Source organism: Pantoea sp. BR_17, from assembly GCF_041955125.1.
GTDB lineage: Bacteria > Pseudomonadota > Gammaproteobacteria > Enterobacterales > Enterobacteriaceae > Pantoea > Pantoea stewartii.
Map to the genome: position 1 here is coordinate 605,639 of NZ_JAVAXT010000001.1, position 12,897 is coordinate 618,535.

At 55.0% G+C, this 12,897-nt stretch carries 8 protein-coding genes; 6 read left to right on the forward strand and 2 right to left on the reverse strand.

The annotated features are described in order from the left end of the window. Positions 1-14: 14 nt before the first annotated feature. Positions 15-983: a UV damage endonuclease UvsE gene (locus RAC60_RS02760; RefSeq protein ID WP_058701997.1), complete on the reverse strand. Its 969-nt coding sequence runs from the start codon at positions 981-983 to the stop codon at positions 15-17. A gap of 326 nt (positions 984-1,309) precedes the next feature. On the opposite strand from RAC60_RS02760, the gene RAC60_RS02765 reads away from it, so the two are divergent. From RAC60_RS02765 to RAC60_RS02790, 6 genes are all read left to right on the forward strand, one after another. Then, entirely contained in the window at positions 1,310-1,486 is a 177-nt protein-coding gene (locus RAC60_RS02765; protein ID WP_072021692.1) for a general stress protein, read from the forward strand. Positions 1,487-1,998: 512 nt separating this feature from the next. After that, positions 1,999-4,263 (forward strand): catalase HPII, encoded by a 2,265-nt coding sequence (gene katE, locus RAC60_RS02770; protein WP_375092549.1) that lies wholly within the window; start codon positions 1,999-2,001, stop codon positions 4,261-4,263. A gap of 465 nt (positions 4,264-4,728) precedes the next feature. Next, positions 4,729-6,516 carry a malto-oligosyltrehalose trehalohydrolase gene (treZ, locus tag RAC60_RS02775; RefSeq protein ID WP_375092550.1) on the forward strand — a complete coding sequence of 596 codons (1,788 nt, stop codon included), beginning with the start codon at positions 4,729-4,731 and terminating at the stop codon, positions 6,514-6,516. Then, positions 6,513-9,044 carry a malto-oligosyltrehalose synthase gene (gene treY / locus RAC60_RS02780; RefSeq protein ID WP_375092552.1) on the forward strand — a complete coding sequence of 844 codons (2,532 nt, stop codon included), beginning with the start codon at positions 6,513-6,515 and terminating at the stop codon, positions 9,042-9,044. Before treZ ends, treY begins: the two co-directional genes overlap by 4 nt. A gap of 59 nt (positions 9,045-9,103) precedes the next feature. Next, positions 9,104-11,176 (forward strand): glycogen debranching protein GlgX, encoded by a 2,073-nt coding sequence (gene glgX, locus RAC60_RS02785; RefSeq protein ID WP_375092553.1) that lies wholly within the window; start codon positions 9,104-9,106, stop codon positions 11,174-11,176. A 138-nt stretch (positions 11,177-11,314) separates the two neighbouring features. Then, positions 11,315-12,079 carry an SDR family NAD(P)-dependent oxidoreductase gene (locus tag RAC60_RS02790; protein WP_375092554.1) on the forward strand — a complete coding sequence of 255 codons (765 nt, stop codon included), beginning with the start codon at positions 11,315-11,317 and terminating at the stop codon, positions 12,077-12,079. Between the two features lie 167 nt (positions 12,080-12,246). Here the strand turns inward: RAC60_RS02790 and RAC60_RS02795 are convergent, their stop codons facing one another. Beyond that, the gene (locus tag RAC60_RS02795) at positions 12,247-12,522 is read right to left on the reverse strand and encodes a hypothetical protein (RefSeq protein WP_033741176.1); all 276 of its coding nucleotides are present in this window, start codon (positions 12,520-12,522) and stop codon (positions 12,247-12,249) included. Positions 12,523-12,897: the final 375 nt, after the last annotated feature.

The window sequence follows — 12,897 nt, forward strand, 5'->3', positions numbered from 1 at the left end:
GCCCGCCGGTCCTGTCAGGCCACCAGCCTGTGACTTTTTGCCTGCGTGTAAAGCGTTTCTCTGGCCAGGTTCTTCATTTTCACTTCGCACATAATGTCGAAATCGCTAAACGACAATGCCCAGTCATTGAGCGTCGCGTTGAAATAATAATCGGAGTGCGCCCGCAGTTTGGTTTTTGGCACCGCCAGTTGCTGCTGATCGGGGAACCCCTTCTCAGGGATAAGACCCTCCTGCGAAATGGAATAGTGCAATACTGGCCGTACGCCACGCCAGGACTCTGTAATTTGGGCAATACGAACATCATCGGCCTGAATAAACTGATTCTCTTTCACCCAGTGATGATGAATGTCTAACACGACGGGACACAATGCACGGGCCTGAAGCACGTCGTCCAGCGAACAGGATATCTCATCATTTTCTACCGTCAGCATCAGGCGGGCTTCGGGACTGAGACGGTGAAAGGCCTGTTTAAACCCGTCAAAACCCCGTTTGCCATTCATATGGATGTTGATTTTAAAATCCTGAAAGGTTTTGCCGTAGCCCATCAGGCAGGCGCACAGGGCATGGTATTCCACATCTTCCAGCGCGCGGGTTACTACATCAGGATTGTCTGACGCCAGCACGCTGTACTGTCCCGGATGGAATGACAGACGAATGTTATGCTGTCTGGCCAGTTCACCGCAGCGGGCAAAAAGCGGATACAGTTCCGGCAAAAAACGGGCAAACAGCGGCTTTGCTTCTGGCACGGTGTACAGCGGCAGTAAATCGCTGCCAATGCGCATCATTCTTAACGCGTCAGGCTGTGTCGCTATCGCCTCCAGCGTTAAATACAGATTCTGCAAATTGGTTTGCGCGATCTCATAAAGCAGTGCGCTGCCCTGCGCCTTATCCAGGCGGAGAAAACGTGTCCGGGTGGTGGCGCGAAAGGGAAAGAACTGCTTGCCGTCCGCATTTAAGTACTTGCATGCAAAGCCTAATTTCATAGTCACTCCTGAAAGGTATTCAGAAAGTGTAACAGCTAATTTTTAACTCGCCATTTTGGGCAATTTTATCAATAGGTTAATGACCATCTTTCCAGGTAATGCTTCATTAAACCCATTCTGACAGTGGGTGAACGATAAGCGTCACTCATCCCGTCACAGCCGCTCACCCGTAACAGAATATTACTTACTGATTTTTCGGGAAATAACTTACGAAAGCCGCAAAAAGTCTGCGCGTGCAGAGTGGCATAATTTCCTGTAACAACTAAAATGACAGTGTGACTAGCTAGTCCTTTTTATCTTACGGAACACTGATATGAGGTCTGACTATGACACAACAGAAATACAGAGGTGGAGCCGGAAATTTTGCTAACGATCCTGATCGCGCCAGTGAAGCTGGCAGTGCAGGAGGCAAAGCCAGCGGAGGTAATTTCAGGAACGATCCTGAAAGAGCCAGGGAGGCCGGTCGGAAAGGCGGCAAAACCAGCCGACGCACGTCTAAGTAGTTCTGAGTAAGGCGCCTTAAGGAAGGACGACGCCATGGACTGGCACTTTTCCTCTGTCAGTTCCCCTTTTATCCGCTCTGCACACTATCAACGGCTCTGCTTTGTCTTTTGTCTGACTCAATCACATCGCCCTTTATCTTAATAAGCGCAGCGGTATAACGCTATGCGTAAAATACCGTATCGCCAGCAAAGTGCGTTAATCACGAAAGGCGACCTGTTTCAGAAAATACCGCATGAAAAATAAACGTGTGGCGATTACCCCGGCCCTTCCCCGCCCTTACAGAAAACAATCAACCAGATGAAAAACAAAGAAAAACCATCAAAAATTCGCCATTTAATTTCGCTAATAAATTATTTCCGCCTGTGCTTTGCTGAAAATAAAAAAACAGGCATCACACACCGTGCGATATTTAAGCGCACCGGTTAAACAGAATATTTTCAGGCGTAATCGGTGAGGTGTTCTATATTTACAGCCACCTCACGTCGTATAAAAACAGCTGGAGCAATGTGTCATGTCGAATGAGAAATCTACTACGCCCCTGAATCACCGTGCCCCAACCACCGGCCCCGAATCCTCACAGCCCGGCCTGGGATCATTAGCCCCCAAAGACGGTTCACATCAGCCTCCTGCCGAACCCACACCACCGGGGAAACAACCAACGGCGCCCGGCAGCCTTAAAGCCCCTGAGACGCGTAATGCAAAGCTGGATCAGCTGGAGGTGAACCGCAAAGGCGGCACAGGCAGCGCGCTGACCACCAACCAGGGCACCCGTATTGCAGACGACCAGAACTCATTGCGCGCCGGATCACGCGGTCCGACGCTGCTTGAAGATTTTATTATGCGGGAGAAGATCACCCATTTTGATCATGAACGCATCCCTGAGCGCATCGTCCATGCGCGCGGCTCGGCCGCCCATGGTTACTTCCAGCCTTACTGCTCGCTGAAGGACGTGACCAAAGCCCATTTTCTGAGCGAGCCTGAGCAGATCACGCCGGTTTTTGTGCGCTTCTCTACCGTTCAGGGCGGTGCCGGTTCGGCGGATACCGTGCGGGATATTCGTGGCTTTGCCACCAAGTTCTATACCGAGGAAGGCGTTTTTGATTTAGTGGGCAACAATACGCCCGTCTTTTTTATTCAGGATGCGCATAAGTTCCCGGACTTTGTGCATGCGGTGAAACCCGAACCGCACAATGAGATCCCTCAGGGCCAGAGTGCGCACGACACATTCTGGGATTATGTCTCGCTGCAGCCCGAAACCCTGCACAACGTTATGTGGGCGATGTCCGACCGCGGTATCCCACGCAGCTACCGCACGATGGAAGGCTTCGGCATTCATACGTTCCGCCTGATCAACGACGAAGGTAAAGCCACGTTTGTGCGTTTCCACTGGAAACCGCTGGCCGGTAAAGCCTCATTGCTGTGGGACGAATCTCAGAAGCTGACAGGCCGCGATCCCGACTTCCACCGTCGCGATCTGTGGGAAGCGATTGAAGCGGGTGATTTCCCTGAGTTTGAGCTTGGCCTGCAGATGATTCCGGAAGAGGATGAGTTTAAGTTTGACTTTGATATTCTGGACGCCACCAAACTGATTCCTGAAGCGCTGGTGCCTGTGGTGCGCGTCGGCAAAATGGTGCTGAACCGCAACCCGGACAACTTCTTCGCCGAAACCGAGCAGGTCGCCTTCCATCCCGGTCACATCGTTCCCGGCCTGGATTTCACCAACGATCCCCTGCTTCAGGGCCGTCTGTTCTCCTACACCGATACGCAAATCAGCCGTCTTGGCGGGCCTAACTTCCATGAAATTCCGATTAACCGCCCGGTTTGCCCTTACCACAATTTTCAGCGTCAGGGCATGCACCGGATGGACATTGATACCAATCCGGCCAACTACGAGCCGAACTCGATCAATGACAACTGGCCACGGGAAACCCCACCGGCGGCAAAAGGTGGCGGCTTTGAAAGCTATCAGGAGCGCATTGAAGGACATAAAGTGCGCGAACGCAGCCCTTCATTCGGCGAATACTATTCACAGCCGCGACTGTTCTGGAACAGCCAGACTGCCATCGAACAGCAACATATTATTGGCGCGTATTCGTTTGAACTGAGTAAAGTGGCTCGCCCTTACATTCGTGAGCGCGTGCTCGATCATCTGCTGCGCATTAACGTCACGCTGGCGCAGGGCGTTGCCACCAATCTGGGGATTGCGCTCAGCGACGACCAGTTGAATACCGCCGCGCCAAAAGAGGTTAACGGCCTGCAAAAGGATGACAGCCTGAGCCTGTACGCGATCCCGGATGGGGATATCAAAGGCCGCCAGGTGGCGCTGTTAGTCAGCGAGGGCGTCAACGCCGATGATGTGCTGCATATCCTGCAACACCTGAAAACGGCCGGCGTGCATACGAAACTGCTGGCGGCGCACATGGGCCAGGTCAGTGCCGACGATGGATCACAGTTACCCATCGATGCCACCTTTAACGGCCTGCCTTCCCTTACGTTCGACGCCGTGATCGTCCCCAATGGCAACATGGATGCGCTGCTGAAAAGTGGTGATGCACGCTACTTCCTGCTGGAAGCGTACAAGCACCTGAAAGTCATTGGTCTGAGTGGGGAAGCGCGTCGCTTTAAAGCGCAGTTTGACCTGGATGAGAATCAGCAGGAAGACGGCATCGTGGAAGCCGACAATGCTGAAATCGCGCTGATGAATGATTTCACGGCGGCCATGGCCGAACACCGTGTCTGGTCACGTAGCCAAAAGGCGGAAACCATCCCGGCCTGATGGCGCGTCAGCCAGGCTCTCGGGTCTGGCTGACGTTATCGTGACAACGTCACATAAATTCACCTGTTTGACCGCGAAACCGCTGTTTACGGCGGTTTTTTTGTGCATAACGGCACAGGGTTTTATCTGATTTTCCATGAAATTCAGCGAAAACCAGGGCGGGCCCGATGGCGGTGCGTATCAGCCTCGCTGAGGAATAAATCGTGTACAAAGGCGGACACGCGCAGTAAATGCGGCAACGTAGTCTATGATTAGGGCTTAAGCATGGTGTGAATCAGACGCTGCCTGGCGTCTGAAGCGGTATGACACATAACACTTTCTGAATAGTAACGCAGGCAGAGGTGATGAAGGCGTTCCCCTCTCCTGGGTGCCTGATCTCGTTAACAACATTTTCAACCCGTACCCTCGGCTGACCGATAGCGTGAGGGTGCTTATTGCGTACTTTCTGATTAAAGAGGCAACGGAATGGGATCGACAGCATTTTGTAAGAGTTGGGGGGCGGAGTTTCTGGCCGACGGGAGCGTGCGTTTCCGCGTTTGGGCGACCGGCCAGCAGCAGGTCACGCTGCGACTGGGCGGTCAGGATAGTGCCATGACACCCGCCGAAGACGGCTGGTTTGAATATCATGCCAGCGGCATTCAGGCGGGCGCAGCGTACAACTTTGTGCTGAACGATGGCACCGTTATCCCCGATCCCGCCTCACGCGCGCAGCAGGATGATGTCAGTGGACCGTCGCTGGTTATCGATCCGACACACTATCGCTGGCAGAACACCGACTGGCGTGGTCGTCCGTGGCAGGAAAGCGTGGTCTATGAAATGCATATCGGCACGTTTACGGAAGAAGGTACTTTCCAGGCCGCAATTAAAAAACTGCCTTATCTGGCTGAGACCGGCATCACCATGATTGAGGTGTTGCCGGTCTCGCAGTTTGGCGGCCAGCGCGGATGGGGCTACGATGGCGTGCTGCTTTACGCACCGCATGCCGCCTACGGTTCGCCCGACGATTTCAAAGCGTTTATTGATGCCGCGCATGGCTATGGCATTGCAGTTGTACTCGATATCGTGCTTAACCACTTTGGTCCGGACGGAAATTATCTGCCGCTGCTGTCACCCGACTTCTTTCACAAAGATCGCATGACGCCGTGGGGCGCGGGTATTGCCTATGATGTTGACGCCGTTCGCCGCTATATCGCGGAAGCGCCCCTTTTCTGGCTGCAGGAGTATTGTCTGGATGGCCTGCGTTTTGATGCCATCGATCAGATTGAGGATATCGCTGACAAGCACGTGCTGACGGAGATTGCTGAGCGGATCCGGGTGGACATTCCTGACCGCCAGATTCACCTCACCACCGAAGATTGCCGTAACGTCATTTTCCTGCACCCCAGGACGGAAGACGGCGGCGTGCCGCTGTTTACGGCGGAGTGGAATGACGACTTCCATAATGCCGTGCATGTCTTCGCCACCGGTGAAACGCACGCTTACTACAAAGACTTTGCCGATCAGCCTGAAAAACGCGTGGCGCGCGCGCTGGCCGAGGGCTTTGTCTATCAGGGTGAGGTGTCCGTTCAGTCCGGTGAGAAACGCGGTGTAGACAGCACGGGACAGCCGCCTGTGGCCTTTGTTGATTTTATTCAGAACCACGACCAGGTGGGCAACCGTGCGCAGGGCGAAAGGCTGATTTCGCTGGCCGGCGCTGAACGCACACAGGTGCTACTGGCGACATTACTGTTATCACCGCATATCCCGCTGCTGTTTATGGGGGAAGAGTATGGCGAAACCCACCCTTTCCTGTTCTTTACCGATTTTCATGGCGATCTGGCTAAAGCCGTGCGTGAAGGCCGGGCAAAAGAGTTTGAAGGCCATGCCGGTCATGAGGGCGAAAGCGTGCCCGATCCAAACGACGAAGCGACGTTTGTGCGTTCAAAGCTGGACTGGCGCAAGCTGGAAAGTGAGGAAGGCCAACGCTGGCTGACGCTGACCCGGTCACTGCTGGCAATCCGACAGCAGTCCATTGTCCCGCTGCTGGCCACCGCAGGCGGTCACAGCGGTCAGGTGCTGGCGACCGCCGAGGGCTTTGTTGCCGTGAGCTGGACCTTTCCTGCGGGGACACTGTCCATGGCGCTGAACATAGGTGAGCAGGCCCAGCCGCTGCCTGAAATGCCCGGTGAAACCCTCTTTGTCTGGCCGAAAGCGGCCGATCGGTTGCCCCAACATTCCATCGTAGTTCGTCTGGCTGCGGGAGACAGCAAATGAGTATTCCAACCGCTACCTACCGTATTCAGTTTCGTAACGGCATGACGTTTGATCGTGCTGCGGCGCTGGTGCCCTATCTGAAAGACCTGGGCATCAGCCATCTTTATGCCTCGCCCATTTTTACCGCTACAAAGGGATCCACCCACGGCTACGATGTCACCGACGTCAACGCGATCGATCCGGCCATTGGCGGTCGTGCGGGCTTTGATCGTCTGGTCAGCGCCCTGAAAGCCGCCGGACTGGGATTGATTATTGATATCGTACCCAACCACATGGCGGCCTCGCTGGAAAATGGCTGGTGGCGCGACGTCCTTGAGCATGGTCAGGACAGCCGCTATGCACGTTACTTTGATATTGACTGGTCACGGCGCTTAACGCTGCCGTTCCTGGGCGACGATATCGATACCGTGCTGGAAAATGGCGAGCTCAGCGTGAAGCGCGATCCCGATACAGGCAAGCCCGCGCTGGCCTATTTCGAAAGCTATTATCCGCTGACCCCGGCAAGCTGGGAAGGTCGTGAAGCGGCGGTGCTCCAGCTCAGCGGCAAAGGCGACCTGGCGGCACTGCATGAGCAGCAGCCCTGGCGGCTGATGTCGTGGCGCGATGCTGCACACGACCTCTCCTATCGTCGCTTTTTCGAGGTCACCGGTTTAGTGGGCGTGCGGGTGGAAGATCCGGCGGTGTTCGAAGATGCGCACCGGCTTATTCTGAGCCTCGTACACAGCGGTGCGGTTGACGGGCTGCGCATTGACCACGTTGACGGGCTGGCCGATCCCAAAGGCTATCTGGAGCAGCTCCGCCAGGCCGCCGGGCCAGATTGTTATCTCACCGTTGAGAAAATCCTGGGCGCCGGAGAACACCTTCCGGCCGACTGGCCCATCTCAGGCACCACGGGCTATGAATTTATCAGCGCGTTGTCTCATGTGCTGGTGGATAATAAAACGCTTGGATCACTGCGTCAGGCCTGGGAAGACGTCAGCGGCGCTGACGTGCAGATGGAAGAGGAACTGCGTAAAGCGAAATGCCTGATGGCAGACCGTAACTTTGCCGGCGAGTTTTCACGTCTGCTGCAGCTGGCCACGGCTATTGCCGAAGATGAACACGTCGCCGTGCGCCCGGACGATCTGCGCAACGCGCTGCGTGAGCTGCTGGTGGCGTTTCCGGTTTATCGTACCTATGGCAATACGCAGGGCCTGACCGCCGATGACCAGCAACGGTTGCAGGCGGTCGCCGCAGACGTCAAGGCATCAGCCCATGCACCGGACAGCCACGCGCTGGATTTCCTGCTGCGCATTATGCAGGGTGATGTGGCGCATGCGGTGACCGGGCAGGCAGACAGCTTCCGTACACGTTTCCAGCAACTGACCGGCCCGCTGATGGCGAAATCCATCGAAGACACGCTGTTTTATCGTCAAAACATGGCGCTGGCGTTGAATGAAGTGGGCGCAGAACCGCTGCAGGCGCAGTTTTCATCGGCGCAGTTTCATGAGGAAATGCAGGACCGCCTTGCGCGCCAGCCCGATGCTCTTTCCGCCAGTTCAACCCATGATACCAAGCGTGGCGAAGATGCCCGTGCCCGTCTCTATACCCTGACAGAAGCACCGCAGAAGTGGGCAGCCTGCGTCGCGCGCTGGCGTGAGCTGAATCGCCCGGCGGTCCGCTCGCTTGCGGAGGGTCCGGCACCCGAAGCCACCGTGGAATGGCTACTCTTTCAGGCACTGGCGGGCGTCTGGCCGCCGACGTTGCAACCGGATGATCGGGCCGGACTGGCCGCCCTGGCCGAGCGCTTTGCCGGCTACGTTGAAAAAGCCCTGCGTGAAGCCAAGCTGCGTACCGACTGGACGGAGAACAATACGGATTACGAACAGGCGGTACTGGATTACGCTCATCATCTGCTCTCCCCTGATAATCAGGCTTTTCTGCAGGATTTTGTCGCCGCATTACAGCCGTTTATTCAGGCCGGGCTGATAAACAGTCTGAGCCAGCGAATCATCAAACTTACCGCACCCGGCGTGCCGGATATTTATCAGGGAAGTGAAGCGCTGGACTTCAGCCTGGTCGATCCGGACAACCGGCGTGAGCCCGATTACGCGGCGCTGGACAAGATGCTGCATGCTGGCATCACCGCGCTGCCCGATACGCCTGAGGGCTGGCTCAGTGGTCACGTGAACCAGTATGCCACGCAGGCATTGCTGAACGCCCGGCAGTCGCACCCCGCGCTGTTTGCCCGGGGCGCGTACCTGCCGCTGACGGCACAGGGCGCCCATGAGGACGCGCTGCTGGCGTTTGCCCGCACGCAGGGTGACGAGGCGATTATCGTGATTACGCCGCGATTGATTTTTAACACGCTACAGACGCTGACGTCCCCGCCTGCCGGACGCTGGGATGACACCGCGATCCCGCTGCCTGAGGCGCTGGCGCATCGACGCTACCGCGATCTGCTGAGCGGCGAGGAAATCACCCTGACCGACCATATTGCGCTGGACAGGTTAAATAACTTTTGGGCACTGGCACTGTTAGCTTGCTAGAAACAGGCTGGTACAAGGACTAAAACGCCGTTACTGGGTTCGTTAATTGAGAGGGACAGATGTCAAATCATCGTTTTGAAATTACGTCGGGATCGGCCCATCAGCTTGGGGCAAATTATGATGGGCAAGGCGTCAACTTTGCGCTGTTTTCTGCGCATGCAGAACGCGTAGAGCTGTGTCTTTATGATCCCAGCGGCAAGCAGGAGATCGCCCGTCTGGAGCTGCCAGAGTTTACGCATGAGATCTGGCACGGTTACGTGCCGGGTTTACAGCCAGGTGCGCTTTATGGCTACCGGGTGTATGGCCCTTACGACCCGGAAAACGGTCACCGATTCAACCCTAACAAATTACTCGTCGATCCGTATGCGCGCGAACTGGCCGGCGATATTGCCTGGAATGAGGCGCACTTCGCATATGATTTGTATCACGACGATAAAGATTTGACGTTTGACGATCGCGACAGTGCGCCTTTTACGCCGAAATGTCGCGTCATCGATCCGAACGAATTTGACTGGCAGGATCAGAACCGGCCGCAGATTCCCTGGTCAGAAACCATCGTTTATGAAACCCATGTGAAAGGCTTCACCCAACTGAACATGGCGTTACCCCCGGAGGTGCGCGGCACCTACGACGGCATGAGCCATCAGTCGACGGTGGGCTATATCAAAAGTCTGGGCATTACGTCAATCGAGTTGCTGCCGGTGCACTGGTTTCCCGACGATCAACACCTGCTGGATAAAGGGCTGAAAAACTTCTGGGGCTATAACTCACTGAACTTTTTTGCCCCGGCCACACGCTATTTCGGCCCGCGTGGTATTCAGGGATTCCGCGATATGGTGCGCGCCTTCCATGATGCCGGTATCGAAGTGATTCTGGACGTGGTTTATAACCACACGGCCGAGGGCAATGAGCTCGGTCCAACCCTGTCGTTTAAAGGCATCGATAACTTCTCCTACTACCGTACATTACCGGACCAGCATCGTTACTACATTAACGACACCGGAACCGGTAACACGGTCAACACCTCGCATCCACGTGTGTTGCAGATGGTCACGGACTCCTTGCGCTACTGGGCAGAATCCATGCATATCGACGGCTTCCGCTTCGATCTGGGTACAATTCTGGGACGTGAACCGGAAGGCTTCGATCCACGCGGCGGCTTCTTCGACGCCATTACTCAGGATCCGCTGCTTTCCCGATTAAAACTGATCGGGGAACCGTGGGACATTGGTCCGGGTGGGTATCAGGTCGGTGGTTTCCCGCCGGGCTGGGCGGAATGGAACGATCAGTATCGCGATACGGTGCGTGATTACTGGAAAGGCAATAATGTCTCTACCGACTTTGCGGCGCGGTTGCTTGGCTCCGGCGATCTGTATGACCAGCGCGGTCGCCGCCCCTGGGCCAGCGTCAATTTTATCACGGCGCATGATGGCTTCACGCTGAACGACCTGGTGTCGTACAACGAGAAGCATAATGCCGACAATGGTGAAGACAATAACGACGGGCATAACGATAACCGTTCGTACAATTATGGCGTTGAGGGGCCGACGGATGACGAAGGCATCAATGCCGTCCGTGAGCGTCAGAAGCGTAACTTCCTGGCCACCCTGTTTTTCTCGCACGGTACGCCCATGCTGCTGGCAGGCGATGAGTTTGGCCGTAGCCAGATGGGCAACAATAACGGCTATTGTCAGGACAGTGAAATTTCCTGGGTTCACTGGGACAATCTGCCCCCTTCCGCCGAAGCGTTACGCGAATTTACCCGTCACATTATCGCCTTACGTAAAACCCAGCCGTTATTGCGGCGCGAAAGCTGGCGCGATGGCATGGAAATTAAATGGTTCAATGCGGGCGGCGGTCTGCAACAGGCTGAACAGTGGGATGAAGGCTCAACCCTTGGCGTTTATATCGGTCGGCCCGACCTGCAGAATCAGGAAGGAATCTGGTATGACGTGCTGATGTTAATTAATCCTTTCGAGGGTAATGTGCCCTTCCGTATTCCGCAGTTCGGTGACGGCGGCTGGGTGCTGGAACTGACCACCAGCGATGTGGATAAACGCGGTCTGGTGATTACCAAGGAAAAGGACTTCGAACTGGAAGGCCGCAGTATGGCGCTGTTCAGAAGGCCTTAGGCCGGCGTTAGCGCAACGCGTACCGCGATTGCTCAGGTTAAACTCTGCGCATCCGGACGCGCTGCGCTTGACCTGAGCCTGGTGGCTGCCAGGCTTAAACGCGTATCAACAGAAAAGCAACGCCATTAAGGAGGCAACATGTCCAGATTTACAGGAAAAATCGTTGTAGTGACAGGCGCCGGATCAGGAATTGGCGCAGCGAGTGCAAAACGCTTTGCGGAGGAAGGCGCGTCTGTTGTGCTGGTGGGACGTACCCGGGATAAACTGGAAAAGGTCGCGGCACAACTGTCGGGTCAGGACCATATGGTTGCCGATTGTGATGTCGCTGAAGCCGACCAGGTTCAGGCCCTGGCAAGCCGCGTTGAAGAAAAATATGGCCGCGTTGATGTGCTGGTGAATAACGCCGGGATCATCGTGCAGGGCCGCATTCACGAGATTGAACTCGCTGACTGGAAAAAGCTGATGAGCGTTGATCTCGACGGCGTCTTCCACTGCGTGCACTATTTTATGCCTGCCCTGCTGAAAACCCGGGGCAACGTCGTGAACATTTCGTCAGTATCAGGCCTGGGCGGCGACTGGGGCATGAGTGTGTATAACGCGGCGAAAGGCGCAATCACCAATTTTACCCGCTCACTGGCGATGGACTACGGCACCGATGGCGTGCGGGTCAACGCCATTTGTCCTGGCTTTACGTTTACCGACCTGACCGAAGGCGTTAAGAACGATCAGGCACTGCTTGAACGCTTCTACGACCGTATTCCGCTACGTCGCGCCGGAGAGCCGGAAGATATCGCTGATGCGATTGCGTTTATTGCCAGCGACGACGCCTGCTACATTACCGGGGCGAATCTGCCTGTCGATGGCGGCCTGACCGCCTCAAACGGTCAGCCTAAACAGGCTTAACCGACTTAAGCAGCTGTTCGCAGCTGCTTTTTTATTGACTGCACGACAGCGCCGCTGCCCGTTATTTCACGGGCTCAGCAATCGCCATTTCAACTTCTGACACGTCGGGCTGACCGGCGCCCTCCGCCTTCTGACATCATAGTCCCTGCTTTATCACTCAGCCTTATTCAGGATGATTTTGGCGTATGTCGTGTCGGCAGCGGACGGCCACGGGAAGTGAGACGGTTGCCGGCTGTGGGACAGACATAGTGGCTCAGACAGACCGTACACAGAATCGCTTCGGGATGATGGATTTTTGCCACTGTCAGCGCTTGCTGACGGCTATACAGTGAACCAATAAATTCCCGGCCACGGCTGTTATAAAGATGAACACAGCCTTCTTTATGAATGATCCATCCGCTTCTGTTGTATGGACACACATAATAGTAGCTTGATTTAAGCATGGTACTGCCCCCGGTGGTTGCTGTATCAATCAGGTGAGAAAAAGCAAAATATGATTTTATTTAATAATGTAGCGTCATTAACACTAGCTGAGAATTATGCCTAAAACTACGCAGGCAATTATAAAACGGTGGTTTTGAGATTTATTCGCAACCCATCTTCGCCCTTCCGTTAATGTTGTATCAGCATCCTGTTTTACAAAACGGTTTATACGGAAAGTTCGGTTCGCCGTCTTAATCATTACGTTCAGCCTTATCGTCTGGCCTCCCGCTAAGAAAATCATACCAAATCAAGGCACTACCCTTTTTAAATCCCGTGCAGGAGAAGATGAAAGAGAAAATTTGATTACCTCGCGTAACCTGACTGCTGAGGCAGAG